Below are 20,146 nucleotides of genomic sequence, written 5' to 3'. Positions count from 1 at the left end.
TGCACGCCTTCTGAGACCTGGAGCAACTTCTGAAATCTCTCCTCTTGAGAGATTTCGATTGCCAAAGAACTTCTATAGCTTATGAAGTCCAACACAAGAACACTTCAAGCATGAGCCCGATGCGAAATGGATACTGTGCAGTTAAGCACACTATTAGACTTAACTATCGAGTGGTGCTTTATCAGGCGCTTTGGAAATTTAGAACAACACGGGCCGGGACATCTCCGTGCCTAAGGCGATTGAAGACTTCGTTAATGGCTGACAAGGGCTGCAGTTCGATGTCCGCTCTTACTTTACCGTCGACAGCAAAAGCCAATGCTTCCGCCATATCCGCGCGAGTACCTACGAAGGATCCGCGGACGGTAATACAGTTCGCAACCACGTCGAATAGGGGGACCGGAAACTCTCCCGGAGGGAGGCCAACCAGGACGCAGGTGCCAAGTTTACGGGCCATCCCGATGCCCTGCTTGAAGGCAATCAGCGACGGCGCCGTGATAAGAACACCGTGCGCCCCGCCACCGGTGCTCTTCTTGACCGCTGCGGCCGGATCTTCATGCTTTGCATTGACAATTACATCCGCCCCGAGGGCTTTCGCATGCGTCAACTTTCCATCATCGATATCAACAGCGCAGACAAGTAATCCCATAGCTTTGGCATATTGAATTGCAAGATGACCGAGGCCGCCGCAACCGGAGATCGCAACCCACTGCCCCGGTTTCGCCGAGGTCTGCTTCAGTCCCTTGTAGGTAGTGATACCAGCGCAAATGAGAGGCGCAGCTTCCGATGGAGCGAGTCCGTTCGGTATGTGGGCTACGTAGTTCGGGTCCGCCAAGATGTATTCGGCAAAACCGCCATTCCTGGTATACCCGCCAAACTTTGCATCGGGACAGACCGTCTCCCATGCATTGAGGCAGTATTCGCAATGGCCGCAGGCAGAGTAGAGCCACGGAACTCCCACACGGTCACCCTCCTTGACGATTGTCACGCCCGCGCCGACTTCAGTGACCTTTCCGATGGCTTCGTGGCCGGGGATAAATGGCAAGCCAGGTTTGAGAGGCCAGTCTCCGTTTGCCGCATGCAGGTCTGTGTGACATACGCCGCAGGCCTCGGTTTTGATCACGATTTGCCCCGGTCCAGCAACGGGAATGTCCCACTCGCGCAGTACTAAAGGTTGACCGAATGCCTCGACGACAGCTGCTTGCATCTTCATCGCTCGTTTTCTCCCTAAGCGACCTCGCCACATCGACAATCGATTGGGAACGCGACAGGTTACTCGAGTTGAAGTGTGGACTACCTGGAAGAAAGAAACTGTATCGGATTGCACGCAATTTCGTTACTTCGCTAGTGTTGGAACGTCCGGTGCCTTGAAAATCGAATCGTTTCCCGTTTCAGATCGCAAATAAGGGGCTTCTTTCCTTCTCGTTTACTGCTCACGCCGTGGACTCGCCGTGGCTGGCGGCCGGCGGATCTACAGTCAGTCTCGCTGTGACGAACGACGAATACTGCGTTTTCTGCTCACAACATAGGCCAGTTCCCTGCCTGTCGGTATGATCAGTGCAGCATTGGGCCATCGCGCCGTGAGCGTGATCGCCCTAAACTTTCGGCTTCAGCTCCACGTATACGTACCATGCGTTAGATAAAGGTCACGTGTTCGCTCTGTAGCCCGCGAACAGGAAGAGGCCTAAATGCCACACCGGAAGAAGCAGGATTTCGATCCGATTGCCTTTCTCGCCAACTCAGGCATGGGTCGCCGGATCGTTCAGATAAAAGCCAATGGAACCCTATTCTCGCAAGGAAGTGCTGCCGATTCAGTTTTCTACCTTCAAAAGGGGCGGGCAAAACTTACGGTCGTATCTAAGGCTGGGAAGGAAGCGACAATCACTCTGATCTCCGCGGGCGACTTCGTTGGAGAGGAATCAGTGACGGCCATCGCGGGTTTGCACATGTCCACTGCCACGGCCATCACTGCCTGTTCTGCACTCAAAATAGAACGGGCGGAAATGATGCGAGTCCTCCATGCTGAACACGCTTTCTCCGACCTGTTTGTCGCTTTCCTTCTGGCACGTTCCATGCGGACACAGGCCGATCTTGTCGATCAACTCTTTAACTCCAGCGAAAGACGATTGGCGAGAATTTTGCTTCTCATGGCAGACTTCGGAAAGTCTGGCGAACCAGAGACGGTCATTCCGCGCATTACGCAAGAGACCTTGGCGGACATGATCGGGACCACCCGTTCCAGGGTGAACTTTTTCATGAACCGGTTCCGAAAAATGGGATTCATTGAATACAATGGACGTATTCATGTTCACAAATCATTACTTAACGTCGTTCTCCACGACCAACGGCCAGGTCCCAATTCGATGAGCGCCGCGCTCCTTGACGTCAAACAAGACAAGACGAAGGCGGCGAAAAAAACGTCCTCCGCAATCAAGAAGACCTAAGCGCACTCATCATGGTCAAGGTCTCCGAATCGAAGACGATGTGTGCAAAGCTATACAGTCTTCCCTTTAGCAATGCCATGCTGGATGCATGAGCACACATGTTCGCCACAATCCTCACTGCTGGCAAAACAGCACCTGAGTTCAGCCTGCATGTCGCACAGGATCAAAAGCTTCTCTGAAGCGAACTGCGCGGGAGCCCCGTTGTGCTCGCGTTCTACCCAGCCGAATGGAGTCCGGTCTGCGGAGACGAACTCAGTATCTTCAACGAAATTTTTCCCGAATTGCTCAAGTACGATGCGGCCCATTGCTCGACAACTCGGCATCCCGGATCGCCTCGTCACCTTCCAAGTGATGCGTCGGACTCTGGCAACGGATATCGCTGTAGCCGCTGTGTGGCGACGCGAGGCAAATTGCAACCGCTTACCGCGGACTATTCCTACTTCGGCACGGAGGAATTTCTCTATCCTGGTTCGGTACGGATCGCGGGACGCGTGCGTGCCTTAGCGGTGGGGTTGCCGGTGCTGGAAGATCGCTCCCTGCGAGGATCTGGGGCATATGACGGCAATGCGGAACTCATCCTTCCGTGGGAACACCGTTCTCGCGGAAAACTGTTCTCAACCAAGCATAAAAGGTTTGTCCGATCGAGCGAACAGAAGCGCTCTGTCCAGGAGTTACTTCAGGCGAGGCTCAACTCAAAGCTCAGCGAGAGAACAAGGCGCCGCTACCGTCGTGACACGGACTCCGAGCCTCATGCCGACGCCTTAATTCAGATGAGCATTGAGCACTTTGCAAGCTATAGCGATGCGTTGAGAACCGGAGGCTACGCGTTCCGCGACGCGGGTCATTTCTCTCTGGAAGCAATGTTACGAGCGCGACGTTTTTCGGATCTGGCGGAGATGCGCACCAAGACCGCCGCTCCCGTGCCCTCCGAAGTATGGGACGCAAGGTACGGAAATCGGAGAGTATGCGGCATTATTCGCTCTGAAATTTCCGCAGCCGAGCCTTCTCGAAGAGCGAGTGGTGCGCATGGGCGAGGAGACGTCGTTGACTGGCTTTCAACCGAGTCTCCGACCTGGATCGTGGGTGCTCTTTGGAGGAGCTTTCTGGTATCCCGGATGTACGGAGCGATTGGAGCAAGCGAGGCTGGTCGCGACCTCTCTACGCCATGCGCCGTGGACTGGAGCATGTGTTCGGATATCTGGATAGCGAAGGAAGCAGCTTGGCATTCCTAAGCGCGACGGGCGGAGGGCGTGAAAGGGTCGTGTTCGGCATCAGCGAACTCTCTCAACTGCGACGGGTCTGCGGCGTGGCAGGAGCTGGAATCGTCCGATCTCGAAATGATCCAATTACAGGAAAGCCGATGGGTGCTGGCCGAACCAGTACTGAGTTGAAGTCGTGCCTGCACCACGCCATCCTTGTCGATAAAGACATTTAGGGAGAACTATCGAGGAATTCCACCGAGAGCTTTGTAAATGCGAACGATCGAAATGTATTCTTCTCCCTCCGTAGTTGCGACACCGTTCTCCGCCTCGAGTTCTGTTCGTTCGGTGTCGAGGAGAGTCAGAAAGTCAATGACGCCTTCTCGATAACGCAGCCGAGCGATGTCGGCGGCCCGCTTGCTTTCATTAGCTTGCATCATCAGCTTGACGAGTCTTTTGTGCTGTGACCTATACTCCGCAAACGAATCTTCAGTCTCTTCGAGTGCGCGAAGGACTATGTCCTGATAAGCGGCTGTTGACTCATCCAGGTTCGCCTTCGCTCCGCGCAAGCGAGCGCGATTTCTTCCCAGGTCAAAGGCCGACCATGAGATCGAAGGTCCCACACTTGCACCCAACGAATCCGGCGTGAAGAACGTGCTGCCGCGTCCTGCAAGAAATCCAATGAATGCAGAAACGCTGACTTGCGGAAACTCCTGGGCTCGGGCAACTCCGACTGTCTCTGATGCCTGGGCCAGTCGACGTTCGGCCGCTAGAACATCAGGACGTCTCTGCAGCAGTTCATCGGGTTTCCCAATGGCGAGCATCTTTGATATCGGCTGGTACGCGTGGGGAGAAAGGTCTACGGCAAGCTCTCCCGGCTTCACGTTTGAGAGTACGGAAATCCGATATTGCGCTCGTTTGATCTCAAACTCTAGCGGAGGAATCGTGGCTTCCACGGCGGCTACCCGCGCAGCCGCACTCGCCACATCTTGTGTTTCGCCGAGACCGGCATCTCTACGATTCTGCGTCACCCGCAATGTGTCCTTTTGGTTACTAACGGTGTGTTGAGCAACTTCCAGCCGCCACTGGGCGCTGCGTATCACAAAGTAGTTCATTGCGACTTCTGCCGCGATACTTACCTTTAGTGCCTGGACGTCTGCTGCTGCCGCTTCCGTGGCGTGCTGTGCCGCTGCCACTCCATGCTTCACACCGCCGAATATATCGGTCTCCCAAACCGCATCGAATCCAGTCCGAAAGGTGTTTATGGTTGCTGGCTTGTTGAAGAAACCAGGTACCTGCTCTCGTGCGTAAGAGTATGAGGCATCCACTGGAGCCACGGGATATCTGTCCAGTTTTCGCTCATCGAAGATTGATCTAACTTCTTGAAGATGCGCAAGACTCATGGCGATGTCGTTGTTCGATTTGAGAGATGCCTGAATCACCGAATCGAGTATGGGATCATCCAATTGCTGCCACCAGCGCGGATCGACGGAACCGCTGGTGGTCAATTCAGGCGGGGCCTCGTGGAATTGAGAGATCTGCTGCCGTGGTGATCGGTAATGTGGTCCAACTGAGCATCCCACAGTCAACAGAAGTGTGGCAAAGGAGGTGACTCGAATCGATGAATGCATGGTTCAAGCCTCCGTGGGAGCGTTCAGCTGAGTGGGGTTGTTTGCGCTTAAATCCTCCTCGGTTGCGGTCCGCTTTCGTTCTCTCGTGACCAATACATAAAACACAGGCGTAAAGAGGAGTCCAAAGAGCGTGACGCCGAGCATTCCGAAAAAGACGGCGACTCCAATGGCCCGACGCATCTCTGATCCCGCCCCGTTCGAAAACACCAGAGGAACCACGCCCATCGTGAAAGCAAAGGAAGTCATCAAGATCGGTCGCAATCGCAGGCGGCAGGCTTCGAGCACGGCATCGACTCGGTTCATGCCTTCTAAAATCTCGCGCTCTCTCGCAAACTCGACAATCAGAATTGCGTTCTTACATGCCAAACCGACGAGAACGATAAGGCTGATTTGGGTGAAGATGTTGTTATCACCATGCGTTAGCCATACACCACCGATCGCGGAGAATAGGGTCATCGGCACGATCAAAATGATGACGAACGGAAGCGACCAACTTTCATATTGAGCGGCCAAAACTAGGTAGACCAAGAAGACCGACAACGGGAAGATGTAGATCATCGTATTGCCGGCCAGGATCTTTTGGAAGGTCAACTCGCTCCACTCATAGGTCATGCCTTTGGGCAGATCGCGATCTAGAACGCTAGAGATGGCCGCTTCGGACTGGCCGCTGGAGAAGCCTTCGGCTGCAGCCCCATTAATATCAGCGGCCGGGTACCCGTTATAGTGCATGACACGATCCGGGCCGAACGTCCTGGATACAGAGACCACGGAACTGAGCGGGATCATCATCCCATCTCTGTTGCGTGTGCGGAGCGTACCTATTGCCTCCGGTTGGAGTCGGAACGGATAGTCGGCCTGCAAGTTGACCTGATAGGTTCGCCCGAAGCTGTTGAAGTCATTGACGTACAGCGATCCGAGATAAACCTGCAATGTGTCCGTGACATCCGAAATATTCAGGCCGTAGGATTTCACCTTGTCGCGATCAACATTCGCATTGACCTCTGGGACGTTTACATCGAAGCTGGAATAGACTCCAGCAAGCGCCGGCGCCTGATTGGCGCCGACGGAAGTTCGTGATGCTTCCCGGTAGAGAGCCTCCAGGCCAAGGCTCGCTCTGTCCTCGATGTACAGTTTGAATCCGGCCGTGGTTCCAATCCCCTCGATTGGGGGCGGTGGGAAGATCGCGATATAAGCTTCGGGGATATTTGCAACCTCGCGACGAATGTCCGCCGCAATCGCTATAGCGGATTGGTCGACTGACTTCGCCCGCTCGTCGGGCGATTTCAAAGGAAAAAAGATCGCTCCTGCATTCGTACTATTCGTAAAGCCGTTGATGGAGAGGCCGGGAAACGCAACGGCGTGAGCCACTCCCGGATGTTTCAACCCAATGGCGGAGATCTTACGGATGACTTCCTCTGACCTATCGAGAGACGCACCGTTTGGCAACTGAGCAAAGGCTACAAGATAACCCTTGTCCTGGTTCGGGATGAACCCGGAAGGCACGCGATAGAAGCCAAGTCCTGTAAGCGCAGTGAAGCCAAAATAGATGATGACCACTACGATGCTGCCTCGCAGGCTTTTCTTCACCAATCCACGGTATCTATTGGAGCTGGTCTCGAAAGCATGGTTGAACAGCCGGAAGAACCAGCCAAACGCAAAATCAATCCCTCTGGTGAGGGCATCCGGCTCGGAGCCTTTTGGCTTCAGCAACAGAGCAGCCATTGCCGGACTGAGAGTCAACGAACTGAAGGCGGAGATGACCGTCGAAATCGCAATCGTGAGCGCGAACTGTTTATAGAACTGGCCCGACACACCCACGATGAAGGCCGTTGGGATAAACACGGCGCACAATACGAGAGCAATCGCGATGATGGGACCGCTGACCTCATGCATGGCCCGCCTGGTGGCCTCTTTTGGCTCGTATCCAAGCTCTATATTTCGTTCAACGTTCTCTACCACTACGATGGCGTCATCGACCACAATTCCGATGGCAAGAACCAGTCCAAAGAGCGAAAGCGTATTGAGAGAGAACCCTAGCAGGAGCATGATCGAAAAGGTTCCGACCAGGGAGACAGGGAGTGCCAAGATTGGGATGATCGAAGCGCGCCACGTCTGCAGAAAGACGAGGACAACAAGAACAACCAGAATCAGCGCTTCGACAAATGTGTGCGCTACCGCAAGAAGCGAGTTGCGTACGAAGACTGTTGGGTCGTAGGGCATCTGGTAATCGACACCATCTGGAAAGCTCTTCTTCAGGCGGGCCATTGTGTCGCGAACTTGCTGAGCTGTAGCTAGGGCATTCGATCCTGGGCGCAGATACACGCTGATTGCAGCCGCCGGTCGAAGATCGAGAAGGCTTCTAAGTGCGTAATTACTCGACCCCATTTCGGTGTGACCTACGTCTCGAACACGGGTGAGTGCGCCGTCTTTTGTCGACCGGATGATGATGTTGTCGAATTGTTCGACGGTTGTGAGTCTTCCTTGCGTGTTGACGAGGAGTTGGAACGCAGTTTCCCCTGTCTTCAACGGCGGGGTGCCTAGTACGCCGGCAGCTACTTGCAGGTTTTGATCGCGCACTGCCTGGACAACGTCGTTCACCGTCAGATTATGGGTATTCAGCTTGTCTGGATCGAGCCAAATCCTCATGCTGAAGTCACCAGCACCGAAGATGGTCACATCGCCCACCCCCGGTAGGCGCTTCAATTCATCCTTGACTTGCAGAACGCCAAGGTTTGCGAGGTACAGCATGTTGTAGCGGTTATTCGGAGACACGAGATGAACGAGTAACAAGAGATCAGGCGAGCTCTTCTCTGTGGTTACGCCCAGTCGCTGCACAACTTCTGGCAATCGCGGAAGTGCTTGTGCCACGCGGTTCTGAACCTGCACTTGCGCTTTGTCCAGGTCTGTACCGAGTCGAAATGTGATCGTCAGCGTCATCGCTCCGTCCGATGTCGCTTGGGAAAATGTATAAAGCATGTTCTCGACGCCGTTGATCTGTTGCTCCAGCGGTGAAGCGACAGTGTCGGCGATGACTCTCGGATTCGCGCCCGGAAACGTTGCTTTAACAATCACTGTTGGCGGAACGACGTCAGGGTATTCACTCAGTGGAAGTCTGAAATAGGCGACGGCGCCAATCACGAAGATGGTGATTGAAAAGACGGCTGCGAAAATAGGTCTCTTGATGAAGAAATTAGAGATGTTCAATACCAGCTCCGTTTGATCCACTTGCTTGATTCATCGACCGCAGTGGCTTAGGAACCGCGAGGCGGCTCGACTTGGTTGGAGAGGCCGGTTCCATCGGGACGCGCTTTGGAATGACGTTGATGCCAGGCCGCACTCGTTGCAAACCAGAGATGACAATCACGTCCGAGTCCATAAGGCCCGATCGTATGACCCGTAGCCCATTTTGCAAGGGGCCAAGAGTAACAGGTCTGTACACAAGGGAGTTTCCTCTCGAGAGCACGTAAACGTATTTCTGATCGAGGTCGGTGACAACCGCCTCGTCCCGAGCTAAGCACCCCCTGTAGGTCTTGTTTTCTTCGAGTCGGATTCGGGCGAAGAGGCCGGGAGTCATGCGCAGATTCGAATTCGCGAAAGTAGCCCGCAGCCGGATTGTGCCAGTGTTGCGGTTCACCTGATTGTCGACAAAACTCAACTGGCCTTTATGCGGAAATCCAGTCTCATCCGCCAAGCCAAGAAGAGCCGACTGTACTCCCGCGCCAGGAAGTTGCTTGATTGTGAGATAACTTGCTTCGTCCACATCAAAGTAGACATACACGGGATTGACAGACAGAAGCGTAGTGAGAGGTATGATCTGCGCAGGCCCCTCTTGGACAAGGTTGCCTTCGGTTACCTGCGCTCTGCCGATGCGCCCATCGATTGCTGCAGTGATACGAGTGAAGCTAAGGCGCAGATTCGCAGCACGCAGGGCTGCTTCGGCTGTAGATACTTTTGCACCAGCTTCTGTATGCGCCGCAACCCTGCGGTCGTATTCCTCCCTGGACATACCTTCGTTATCTCGGAGGCGCTCTGCCCGATGCTGGTCGGCGTCGGTCCTGGCCACTTCAGCCTGTGCTACTTCCAAATCTCCGCTGAGCCTGTCTACCTCGGCTTGAAATGGCCGTGGATCTAATTCGAACAGGAGGTCTCCGCGATGCACCATATCTCCTTCGCGAAAGTTAACTCGCTGCAAGTACCCCGAGACTCGAGGCCTCACTTCGACCGTATTGACTGCTTCTACACGTCCCGTGAACTCTTCGGCCTGTCCCAATTGCTGGCACGAGACCTGAGCAACAATCACCTCAGGCACAATAGGAGCAGCCGCTTTAGAAGTGTCTTTTTGACACCCAGACAACGTCGCAAGGCCGCCAACAACAAGGACACAAGAGAGGACGCGGCCGCTGGCGTGATTCCAACGGCCATCTGGCGAGAGAGCTGTAAGGGGCAAAAGACTAGACTCCGGGGCTGAGTGCCCGATGCGACTTCATAGACTTTCAAGACTCGCATGCCAACAAAGATCTGCGAGTCTTGAAAGTCATCGTTGCTGGATAGGAAAAGCCTTCTGATTCCAGCGGCTCTTTCCTAAAACGAAAGCTACTCAGAATTTGTATTCTTTCTTGAGGATTTCTCCTGCTCTTTCACCAATGACCACACAGGGAGCCATCGTGTTGCCTGCAGTCACGCGCGGCATAATTGAGCCATCCGCAATGCGAAGCTTTTCGATTCCGTAAACCTTGAGATTGCCGTCGACAACGGACATCTCATCGCGTCCCATCTTCGCCGTGCAGGTCTGGTGCCAATAGCTCACAATGCCGCTCCGAATGAAATCTTCAAGAGCTGCTCCTTTGAGCTTGCCCGGCATCACCTCCCGCTTCACAAAAGCTCGGAGCGGCGCGGAGTTTCCGATTTCCCTTGAAAGTTCCACACATCGAAGCATGGCTTCGAGATCGTCAGGATGGCTCAAAGTGTTCGCCTCGATCTCGATCGGATCATGAGGGTTCGGTCCGGTCAGATGAAGCCTTCCACGGCTCTTCGGCCTTACAAGGCCGGGACAGATTCCCCATGCCCCTGCAGGCGGATTGAGCTTCGCGGTCTCAGGGCTCGTGAATGGCACTTCGATCTGTGCGATCTGCAGGTCGGGCGTGTCGAGATTTGGATCGCTCTTCCAGAAGAGTGTAGCCTCGCTGGCGTTGCTACGAGGTGCTAGCGGCTCCTCATACTCCCACATGCAGGATGCGACCATACAGTGGTCCTGGAAATTTTGTCCTACTCCAGGAAGATGCTGAACCACTGGAATCCCCAGCCGCTTCAACTCAGCTTCGTCACCGATTCCGGACTGCATCAGAACCTTCGGCGTGTTGATGGCTCCTAGGGAAAGCACAACTTCCGAATCGGCTGCGATCCGATGTACTTGGTTTCCGATCGCCACTTCGACGCCGGAGACCTTCTTGCCGTCAAAGATCAACCGTGTCACGAGCGCGTCGGTCAATACCGTCAGGTTTGGCCTATCCATATACGGGAAGGTGTAAGAACGGAAGACCGATAGCCGGCGTCCATCGTGGATGCGCACATCGGTGATAGAACCACCCCCTTCGCCCTCCATCATCTCTCCGTTTTGATTCGCAAAAGTAGGAATGCCCAACAGTCTTGCAGCCTCGAGCATGGCTGGGGCAATAGGGTTTGGGTCTGGTCCCTGGCCAACAAACACGGGTCCTCCCGATCCTCGATGCTGCGGATCAGGGGTGCCATGCCAATCTTCTACACGGCGATAGATCTCCAGCACAGATGCGTAGTTCCATGCTGGATCGGCGGCTTCCTGCGCAAAATAATCCCAATCGTTCTTGTGGCCGCGGGCCCAAGCCATCAAGTTGATACTCGATCCTCCGCCGAGCACCTTTCCCATGTTCAGGGATACAACACGATCTTTCAGATCTGGGTTTGGTCGAGCCTGAAATCCCCAATCCCTCTCGCTTCCAAGGTTCGTAAACCACAAATGGGGTTCGGTGATATTCGGAAGATCATCGCTGCCACCCGCTTCAAGTAAGAGAACCCTAGCCGCCGTATTCTCTGCAAGTCTGCGCGCTACAACGGCTCCGGATGAGCCCGATCCACAAACGATGAAGTCATAGCTCGCGCGGAGATCTTGTGATAGCTTCAGTTGATTCGAACGAACTTTTTCTACAAAAGCTGCGTCCGATGCGTTGGCCGCGTGATCGCTTATCTTCTTAAAAGGCATTGTGTACTCCCAGCCCCAATGTAGATAGGGCTGGGGCGTGGCGCTCCACCTAAACGCTCACCTTAGATCTTAAGTGCTAAATTTCGCGGCGATAGAGACTTGGCGTTGTTCTGAACCGGCGACGGAATGCCTTTGAGAACGAGGTGTGGCTGGCGAATCCGCAGGAGGCAGCTATGTCGGTAAGCGATCTTGAACCATTCTTGATGAACTGTCTCGCGCGCTCCAACCGCAGATCCAATAGATATTGGTAGGGAGTTTGGCCAGTTGCTGCCCGGAACATACGTACAAAATGGGCGCGACTGTATCCACTTTCGGACGCCAAGGTTGCGAGACTGAGGTCCGACGCTAAATTTGTGTGCATAAGCTCCACAATGCGCTGAAGCAGATAACGCGGCAAAGTAGACATCTTCTGTGGTTCCTGCTGCCTCTGTTCTCTCGTCGTATACAGGAATCGAATACCGAGAGTGTGTGCCAGGGAGTCCGCATACAGCCTTCCGCAACGTCCTTCCTCCGCTGCTTCCGTCGCTAGAAGCGATACGAGCCCCCATAGTCCCTTGTCGGTGATTCCTAACTGGCTGCGCATCGGATCGGTGGGACGGCAATCGAGCTCATCTTCTATGCCAGCTAGGAACACTGGATTGAGCGCACAGACGATGGCTTCTGTCTTCGAGAAAGCTCGTACTCGCGGAATAATTCCCGGGATGCATGTACTTATCGTGCCGGGGTGTTTTATATATGAAGCGAATTGTCCGCGAACGTCTTCGCGTTCCCCATGTGTGGAGTGAGTTTCCCAAAGGACAATGAAGTAGTGATCAGAAGCGGCTTCAGGCCGTTCGCCAGCTTCCGTACTGCGACGTTCTACAGTGATCCCGTTCCACCCAAGTTTCAGGCTTGAGCGCTCTCGCAAAGAGGAGCCCTTGAAGAGATCACTGATTTCTTTAGATTCAGGAAATTCGTTAGACGTCACGGTTTAGCTCTCCACTTAGGTTGTGGGTCGATTTCCCAGGGCATAAGTGATGGCGGAAGACATACGCGCCAACATATCGAACACTCGCCAGGATATCCATACCGCGTCTGTTGTGCCTGAGCCATCGGCGGAGCAAAGTTCCTTATCAAAGCCTTAGCGCCGCGCTTCACATCAAATGACCCTGTTTCAGGCACAGCAAGCACAGTTGCATTCTCTACCACAAAATCAAGACTACTACCCATCGGCCCTTCTACAGGTCAACTATAAGCCGATTATATAAGCTTATATGTGCGCTCACTCGAATGACTCACCCTGCACTTATACGGAGATGGAGACATCGGCAATACGCTCTGCTTCTTTATAGGGCTTCCTTCGTTGGTGCAAAGCGCTGGATCTGTTGCGCTATATCGCCGGGTCGAGCTTCGGTTCAGGGCCTTTCTCCCCATGTTCCTGCCAAGCGATCTTGGCACGAACGTAGGTCTTTAATCTCTCAATCTTTATCGCCTTAAGGTCTAATTGAGTTAACTGTGCTTTCATCAGCTCTATTCGGCCCTTCAGAGGAAGTTTGCCTCCGCGGCGCTTTTCCGTCAGCACTGCGATCTCTTTGAGAGAAAGACCAAGCGCCTGGCCGACTCGAATAAGTTCAGCGGCAGCGAGGTCGTCCTGCTGGAATTGCTGATAAGGATTTCTACCGCCCTTCGATGTTGTCTGTGGATGCAACAACCCGAGGCGCACATAGAAACGAACCGTTTCTCTGGAAAGGCCGCTCTTGAGGGAAAATTCTGAAATCAGCATAAGGTATTGACCATGTAGTTCACTCCACACTTACTCTAAAGCTTCGAGCGTTTGAAAGCTGCAATGAGTGCGGCTTGATGAATCGAAGCAGTCTGAAGTTAGGAGATGTGATGAGCATGATGAATATAGATGAATTCAGTATCGGTGGAGATCTTCCCGTTCGCCGACTTGGCTTCGGAGCCATGCGACTCACCGGCAAAGGCGTTTGGGGCCCGCCAGAAGATGTGCCAGCCGCCCGAGCAGTCCTGCACAGAGTCATTGAATTGGGAATCAACTTCATCGACACGGCAGATGTTTACGGCCCCGGTGACAACGAGCGCCTTATTCGCGATACCTTGCGGCCCTATCCCGCAGAGCTTGTAATCGGGACAAAGGGCGGCATGATACGGAGCGGACCGGCAACGTCTGAGGATCATCGGAGCGCAGTCGATAATAGCGAGTCGCATCTGCGTCAAGCGATTGAAGGTAGTTTGCGTGATCTCGGAGTCGAGTGTATCGATTTATACCAACTTCATCGCGTCGATCGGAAGATTCCGATTGAAGACACAATGGGCCTGCTTCAACGGCTACAGGTCGAGGGGAAAATACGTCACATCGGACTTTCTGACGTAAGTGTCGATCAGATTGAGCGGGCGCGGTCATCGGTTGAGATTGCAACCGTGCAAAACGAATATAACCTTGGCACGCGGACCCACGATGGTGTTGTCAATTACTGCACTAAGCATGACATCGGATTTATCCCTTTTTACCCGCTAAAGATCGGGAAACTTATTGAATCGGAAGAGCTAAAAGCTATCGCCAGACGGGAAGGCGTGGCACCATCGGGGATAGCTTTGGCCTGGCTGTTCAAGAGGTCACCGGTCATCATCGCCATCCCCGGTACTTCCTCGGTAGACCATCTCGACCAAAACGAAACAGCTTCCAGCGTCTATCTTTCGACTGATGATGTGGACACGCTGAATATATTGTCCCAGTCCTTCGGGAAGGGCAGCTTATCTCTGCAGACGCTGCCAACCATACATCCCACGCTGTAAGGTATTGCTTTTCACGATCCCTGGATCTGGCTCACCCGGGTGAGCTTAACATCTGGGCTTGAATTCGCTTTTTCAGCTTGCATTTTCAGGCCGAGGCGACTTCGACCTGCTCACGCTGCACGTCCTTTGAAGATCTGAAAAACAAGACTGCTCACGCAGTCGCCTGTCCAAGAATGACCGTCCGTATATCTACGGAAAACAAACCAATGTGAAACGACACTAACGGCGCGTCGGCACACTGAATTCATAATTTGAAGCTTTCGGGGCTCAATGGCTGGCCTACAGTCTCCCTATCAACCCTTCGCCGTACACAATCCATGATCAGACTCAATGTGGCTTGCCATTCCTTCACGGCACAAGACTCTCCTTGCCGGTCTCCCGAGGCACCAGCATACGATTTTGAAGTTTGGCGTAGTAACCCTCATCGCAAGACATAAGTTTTTATGCCGCCTTTAGCTTAGAAAGTAATTCGATCCTTCTTCTCATCCAGTTTCTTCACGTCTAACTCTGGAATCTTCTTCAGGTCTTCGAGAGACTTGAAATCTCCATTCTTCGTTCTATAGCTAACCACGGCTTCAGCGTCTTTCACCCACAGTTCCAGAGAAGTCTCCATTTCCGCAGCCGTCGCCTTATTCACAGCGACTTTGGCCATTGACGGTGCGGTCGGCGGTTGGGAGACATTCTTAGCCAGATACTCAAGAATTTCTGTAAAATCTTCATCCGTCGCGACCGCACCCAGTCCGTACATCTTGGTGATGGTGTCTTCCCATCCCTGCCGATCCCGCGGATTCGCCACCAAAATGTTAGGCGAGTGGCACTTTCCGCAGACCCGCACCACTGTGTCTCTCCCTGCACCGGGCGGAAGCTCTGTGCTGTGCTGCGCGTGGTCTTTCGGTGGCGTCTGTGGCGGTGTCTGCTGAGAGGAAGCCATACCAACGGTCACTCCCCAAAGCGCGATTTGGATCAGGAAGCGCTTGCCATTGGAAATCACCACTTTTGCTAATCGGTTCACGTTCACTCCGCACCATAGATAATCCAAAACCTCTCCGATAGATCCCTTGTCAGTGCTCCAACCCGATACCGAAGGAATAGAGCGTACTGTCATGGGTTGTGAAGAAAGCATGGCCATCGCCAACGGCGACGCCGGTCAAATGCGCATAGGTCGAAATAGCATCCTTGCTGGAGTACAGCTCTTTACCCGTCATAGCATCAAGGACGTAAAGGGTGGCATGCATCGTCGAGTTTCCCTGCGAGAGGGCTACGACCACTCCATTCGTAATCACAGGCGGTGCAGGGTGGATCAAGTCGCGCGATACCCAGGCAGGTGTGAGCATCATCTTGTCGCCCTTCTCTTCCACCTTGAATGCAACCACGCTTCCGTGCGGAGCAGGACCATTCGTGGCCGCAAACTTTGCCTCGGGAAGTAGAGAACCGGAGACCGATGCGAGCACCCATGCTGTACCACTGGCATCTTGCCAACTGGCGAGGCTGTCGAAGCTATCACTCTTTGTCTTTGCAATCTTCGCGCTTTCGGACAGAGGCGTATGGTGATCCGCGCCGCCGAGTGACTCGCTGTCAAGTAACACGAAGCTGCCGTCCCTGCCCGGCGCTGCAACAAGCTTCTTCTGTTTGAAAGTAAATGCAACCGGCGAGATGTTCCTCACTTTGCCCTCGCCCGCAGGCATATACCAGTCTTTCTCTTTCATATCCTTTACCGTTACTGCGATCACACTGTCTGCATGCACATTGCCCGCAGCGCCGCTGCCGGTCACTAGGTAAGCGACACCATCGTCCAGTGTTGGGCCAGAGAGCCCCAGCGGAACAACCTTGTCAGTCATATAGTTGGTCGTGGTGTAATCCGGGCTCGCCAGATCGATGGCCCAAAGACCATTCTTAGTTCCACTACAGCCACGGCCTGTGATGGTGAACATCTTCTTTCCAATCACGCTCAGACCGTCCGGATTTGCATGGGCCATTGGCAGAAATTTGACTGGGGGAGCGAAATCGATGCCCGTGCTCAAAACCTGCTCATGAAGGATTCCATCGCCGGTCAACACATACAGGCCCTTCAACCCAAAGCCTCCACCACCAGCCGTAACGCCCAGACGACGCTGGCTCAGAGGAAGTGGCGGAGCAGATGCAGGAGGCGTAGGCGCAGGAGATGCACCCGGAGCGCGATGTGCCCCAAAGTTAATTACCACCGGAGGTTCCATCACGATGCTGAGATTATGGGCCCCACATGCGCCGGTGCCGTTGGAAGCGGGCACATCGTAGGTCTTCTTCCACACAATTGTGCCCAACTCTGAGTCGACGGCGTATACCGTATCCGTGCTCCCCCACAGGACGAGGTCTTTGAACCCCTGCGCGTTGATCAAACGCAAAGCCAGCAGCGGTTCCGTGAAGGACTGCGTCTCCTTCGCCGTCGCGCCCAGCTTGAGCTTCCACAGAAACTTAAACTGAGTTCCGGCAGTCTCTTTGGAGATCTTCTTCTCATTCTTCTGCCAGCCACTATGGCTGGGGTCAGCGCCAGCGGTAGTCCAGTTACCGATCCCACCGCCCTGGGCGAAGGCCGCACCAGACGCGAAGACGGCAACAGGCAGCGCCAATGCGGCGAATAAAACCAGGGAATTTCTCATCAGCTCACGTCCTCGATTCAAAGTGCAATGACGATATCTCAATCTGAAGAATCCAATTCTTTAAGAGCGTTCAGGCCAACCCGTCTCTGAGAACTACTTAAGTCCGTAGCAATAGATCGTGCCATCGAAAGTACCGAAGATAACTCGCCCGCCCGCTACCGAAAGGCCGGCCTGATGCAGAAACGAAGCGACCTGATCTCCGCTCGAATACAACTCCTTACCCGTCCTGGCATCGAGCAGGAAGAGTTTCGCAGGGACGGACCTCTGGATTCGCTGTTCCGAATTGAACAACCCGCCCTCCGTTTCGTTCGCCTGCCCAGTGAACTCTCCTGCCGCCAGCACGTAGACCACGCCATTGGCGATCACAGGAGGCTCGGCGGTAATCATATTTCTGGACTGCCACACTGGTGCCAGGGCCAACTTGCCACCCTTGTCCTCCAGCTTCATCGCGATGACACCTCCATTCGGAGCCTTGCCATTCGTGATGGGAAACTTGACCGCAACCGGTGATCCAGTAGGTGCAAGCACCCATCGCGTTCCATCTGCATCCAGCCACGACGCATGACTTCCCCAGGTGCCCTCTGTCTGGAGGTTGGCACTCGTATTCGTAATCAACGGAGTCCGGGACACAGGTGTCATATGATCCACGCCGCCCATCGACTTCGTATCGATCAGCACGAAGCGGCCCTCTTTACCCGAAGCCACCATCAGCTCCTGGCTCTTGTACGGGAAGATTACCGCGGTGGCATCCATATCCAGATCGCGCTTGGTCAGCCACTCATAGTTCGAAGGTGTGTAGTAGTCCTTCAACGTCAGCGTATCGTTCGAGAAGGTAAAAGCCTCGACACTGGTAGAGAGCCGTCCCGACTTTGCATCGTATACGCCATCTCCGGACTCAAAGTAGATCGTCCCATCGGCACCGATGGTAGCTCCAGCTACTCCCCAAAGACCGGCCTGCGGAGGCTGCGAGACCGTGACCTTCTTATTGGCCAGATTCACCGCATAGAGCGCATTCGGATTTCCGCCGCATGCCCGGCCGGTAATCGTGTAGATAACGTTGTTGACGAGGTTCAACCCATACGGCTTCCCATGGGGCTCAGGCAGGACCTGAAGCGGCGCATCCTTCTCCTCGCCGCTCCCCAAGGCTAGAGTGTGCAGATAGCCGTCGCTGGCAATGACGTAAACGAATCTCTCGCCTGCTCCCGAAGGTGTCACCACCGGAGTAGCGCTCAACGCATTCGTGCAGATGTAGCTGCTACCTTCGCCCGGCTCCTCGGGCTTCTCCGACGCCCACGCCAACTTCTTCTTCCACACCACCGCGCCGCTATCGGCGTCCAGAGCATAGATCTCGTTCGAGCTGCCCGCCAGAATCGTCAGCGTCTTGCCGCCGCTGGAGACGATCAGGGGTTCCCGGAAGGACTGCATCCCCATCGTCTTCACTTCCAGCTTCGCCTTCCAAAGCAGTTGAAGGTTCTTAGCGTTCTCAGGATTGATTTTGGTCTCATTCCTCTGCCACGCATCGCGCGCCGGGTTGAAGCTGGCAGTGTTCCACTCCGGCGTCGCCGACGTCTGACCGTGTACCGCAGCCATCCAGGGAGATCCCAATTCGAAACCAACGATTGCGAACAGGCTCAATACTGCGCGTGCCACCTTGGACCGGGATCGTCCGTCTGGACCTTCGAGAGCCACGTTAGAGAGATCTTCTGGGCTAGTGTGATATGAATTTGCAAAGGTTTGACGATCCAGGGGAGGGATCTCTTCCTTGAGTTCGAGCTTGTGTACGTTTTGCTGTAGCTCGGTCTCGTGCCGGCGAAGCGTGCGCTGTACTTCGACTTGTTTGTTCAAGTCATATCGCCCGAGATTTCTCGAACCAGCCAAATCGGTGCCTTCGCGGCCGTTGAGAGAATGCTTTGCCATGGTGAAACTCCTACCCGGAGTAACACATGGAACTCCTGTTTATTCCGGACGCTCCTTCACCAAAAGGGAGACTGAACCCAAAAACTTCGGAAAACAACACAACACCTAATCACTAAAACGCTCAAAAAGATCAGCCAATGCTTCGGCGCCACGCAGACGGCTAGTAGTCAGAAATGTCTCCACACCTATTTCGCCATCACTATGAACTTCAATCTCCACCTCTCTCCAGGAACGGAAACCTCAATCATGAGAGCCCATCCGTCGAGTCGGAAATTGAATAATGAATTTTGGCGGCCTTTAATTGTTGGCCGTCTTGCGTCACCATCTCTGGTCAACGGGTGATGTCTATCAACCGTTGCATGGAACTGAAGCCGCCACGGCCAACGCCTAATCAGATCGACCAGAGATTCAAAGCAAACGTCGCGTTCCCGGCGACTGCGTTCTCCTCCCAGGCTTTCGAGGCCGTGAGACAGATGGAAGCGCCACCTGATATAGAGGACCCCAATGTGCACCGGCCCAGACTGGACCAATAGAGTGCGAATGGAAGCGGGCCGATCAGTTAAAGAACGTGGTGACAATCCTGTGCCTTCCCCCGCAATCGCTTTCAACGTCCTCGCTCACAGTGCCGCGATGGTTTTGGAACCCAACGTTCCTTGTCGTCTTTAAGGAATCGTGATGCGTCTGAACCTGCACGCAAGCATACGATTTGCACTTCTCTGGGCCAGCACCGTTTCTCTTGGAATGCCTGTTGAACATTAGGACGGTCTGGCTCCGCTTGGTGCGAATTCGCAACTCCGATGTTGAGCATCAAGAGGAGAAGCCTTCGCCATGTATCGACCTGCCGACTACGGTGAAATCATCGAACGAGTGGAGCACATTCGCGGACTTCTGGAGCGAAGGAACTCTGAGCTCCCCAGCTTAGTGCGAACCTCGGCGGCCGCCAAGTTCCGCACGTTGTCCATGCATGAACTGCCACAAATACATCACTCTCGAGTTACGTTTGACCACCACTTCAATTTTTCTTGGTCTCGTAGCGGTGACGAGGATATAGCACTGCTTGCCCTTTGGCGGTCGCCTAAAACCTGATGGCAAACCCAGAAATCTAACTTGACGCGAAGCAGGATCGCGGCAATACTACTCGCGTTCGGTTTCGCGTTGCTTTTTAGATTCATACCGGATGTCATGTTGTTCTGGCTTAGTACTAGGATCCCGCTGAGAGGTTTCGGATGACTATTATTCATGCTCAAAATACTCCGGTAAAGAACCACCATCGAACGCTTCCAGATCACAT

12 protein-coding genes are annotated in these 20,146 nt (G+C 54.0%); 2 read left to right on the top strand and 10 right to left on the bottom strand.

The features are described 5' to 3' along the window. Window positions 1-181: 181 nt before the first annotated feature. Complete coding sequence (locus ACIPR4_RS06050) at window positions 182-1,210, bottom strand: zinc-dependent alcohol dehydrogenase (RefSeq protein WP_013567769.1); 1,029 nt, start codon at window positions 1,208-1,210, stop codon at window positions 182-184. A gap of 475 nt (window positions 1,211-1,685) precedes the next feature. Between ACIPR4_RS06050 and ACIPR4_RS06045 the strand changes: the two genes are divergently transcribed. Continuing rightward, window positions 1,686-2,441 (top strand): Crp/Fnr family transcriptional regulator, encoded by a 756-nt coding sequence (locus tag ACIPR4_RS06045; RefSeq protein ID WP_013567768.1) that lies wholly within the window; start codon window positions 1,686-1,688, stop codon window positions 2,439-2,441. 1,441 nt (window positions 2,442-3,882) lie between these two features. On the opposite strand, the gene ACIPR4_RS06030 is transcribed toward ACIPR4_RS06045, so the two are convergent. From ACIPR4_RS06030 to ACIPR4_RS06005, 6 genes are all read right to left on the bottom strand, one after another. Continuing rightward, window positions 3,883-5,271, bottom strand: coding sequence for an efflux transporter outer membrane subunit (locus ACIPR4_RS06030; RefSeq protein WP_013567766.1), 1,389 nt, complete (start codon window positions 5,269-5,271; stop codon window positions 3,883-3,885). A 3-nt stretch (window positions 5,272-5,274) separates the two neighbouring features. Continuing rightward, window positions 5,275-8,475: an efflux RND transporter permease subunit gene (locus ACIPR4_RS06025; RefSeq protein WP_013567765.1), complete on the bottom strand. Its 3,201-nt coding sequence runs from the start codon at window positions 8,473-8,475 to the stop codon at window positions 5,275-5,277. Continuing rightward, window positions 8,462-9,718, bottom strand: a complete 1,257-nt coding sequence (locus ACIPR4_RS06020; protein ID WP_013567764.1) for an efflux RND transporter periplasmic adaptor subunit — start codon at window positions 9,716-9,718, stop codon at window positions 8,462-8,464. The genes ACIPR4_RS06025 and ACIPR4_RS06020 overlap by 14 nt, the downstream gene beginning before the upstream one ends. Before the next feature lie 150 nt (window positions 9,719-9,868). Continuing rightward, window positions 9,869-11,506, bottom strand: a complete 1,638-nt coding sequence (locus tag ACIPR4_RS06015; RefSeq protein ID WP_013567763.1) for a GMC family oxidoreductase — start codon at window positions 11,504-11,506, stop codon at window positions 9,869-9,871. A gap of 76 nt (window positions 11,507-11,582) precedes the next feature. Further along, window positions 11,583-12,473 carry a helix-turn-helix domain-containing protein gene (locus ACIPR4_RS21500; RefSeq protein WP_013567762.1) on the bottom strand — a complete coding sequence of 297 codons (891 nt, stop codon included), beginning with the start codon at window positions 12,471-12,473 and terminating at the stop codon, window positions 11,583-11,585. A 402-nt stretch (window positions 12,474-12,875) separates the two neighbouring features. Beyond that, window positions 12,876-13,268, bottom strand: a complete 393-nt coding sequence (locus ACIPR4_RS06005) for a MerR family transcriptional regulator (RefSeq protein WP_013567761.1) — start codon at window positions 13,266-13,268, stop codon at window positions 12,876-12,878. A 110-nt stretch (window positions 13,269-13,378) separates the two neighbouring features. Here ACIPR4_RS06005 and ACIPR4_RS06000 point away from each other — a divergent pair, with 110 nt between their 5' ends. Further along, window positions 13,379-14,302, top strand: a complete 924-nt coding sequence (locus ACIPR4_RS06000; RefSeq protein WP_013567760.1) for an aldo/keto reductase — start codon at window positions 13,379-13,381, stop codon at window positions 14,300-14,302. A gap of 457 nt (window positions 14,303-14,759) precedes the next feature. Here ACIPR4_RS06000 and ACIPR4_RS21495 read toward each other — a convergent pair whose 3' ends face one another. The 3 genes from ACIPR4_RS21495 to ACIPR4_RS05985 all read right to left on the bottom strand — a co-directional run bounded on the left by ACIPR4_RS21495 (window position 14,760) and on the right by ACIPR4_RS05985 (window position 18,855). Then, a complete protein-coding gene (locus ACIPR4_RS21495) occupies window positions 14,760-15,314 on the bottom strand; it encodes a helix-hairpin-helix domain-containing protein (RefSeq protein WP_013567759.1) in 555 nt (184 codons plus the stop codon). A gap of 49 nt (window positions 15,315-15,363) precedes the next feature. Next, complete coding sequence (locus ACIPR4_RS05990; protein ID WP_013567758.1) at window positions 15,364-16,938, bottom strand: SH2 domain-containing protein; 1,575 nt, start codon at window positions 16,936-16,938, stop codon at window positions 15,364-15,366. 93 nt (window positions 16,939-17,031) lie between these two features. Then, window positions 17,032-18,855 carry an outer membrane protein assembly factor BamB family protein gene (locus ACIPR4_RS05985; RefSeq protein WP_013567757.1) on the bottom strand — a complete coding sequence of 608 codons (1,824 nt, stop codon included), beginning with the start codon at window positions 18,853-18,855 and terminating at the stop codon, window positions 17,032-17,034. Window positions 18,856-20,146: the final 1,291 nt, after the last annotated feature.

The sequence above is a fragment of the Terriglobus saanensis SP1PR4 genome, assembly GCF_000179915.2.
Lineage (GTDB): Bacteria > Acidobacteriota > Terriglobia > Terriglobales > Acidobacteriaceae > Terriglobus > Terriglobus saanensis.
This window is presented reverse-complemented; position numbering and strand designations above follow the sequence as displayed.

Coding starts and splice junctions, on each gene's coding strand:
- ACIPR4_RS05985 (WP_013567757.1), bottom strand. CDS start 18,855: ATGGCAAAGCATTCTCTCAACGGCCGCGAAGGCACCGATTTGGCTGGT.
- ACIPR4_RS06045 (WP_013567768.1), top strand. CDS start 1,686: ATGCCACACCGGAAGAAGCAGGATTTCGATCCGATTGCCTTTCTCGCC.
- ACIPR4_RS06015 (WP_013567763.1), bottom strand. CDS start 11,506: ATGCCTTTTAAGAAGATAAGCGATCACGCGGCCAACGCATCGGACGCA.
- ACIPR4_RS06050 (WP_013567769.1), bottom strand. CDS start 1,210: ATGAAGATGCAAGCAGCTGTCGTCGAGGCATTCGGTCAACCTTTAGTA.
- ACIPR4_RS06030 (WP_013567766.1), bottom strand. CDS start 5,271: ATGCATTCATCGATTCGAGTCACCTCCTTTGCCACACTTCTGTTGACT.
- ACIPR4_RS05990 (WP_013567758.1), bottom strand. CDS start 16,938: ATGAGAAATTCCCTGGTTTTATTCGCCGCATTGGCGCTGCCTGTTGCC.
- ACIPR4_RS06000 (WP_013567760.1), top strand. CDS start 13,379: ATGAGCATGATGAATATAGATGAATTCAGTATCGGTGGAGATCTTCCC.
- ACIPR4_RS06005 (WP_013567761.1), bottom strand. CDS start 13,268: ATGCTGATTTCAGAATTTTCCCTCAAGAGCGGCCTTTCCAGAGAAACG.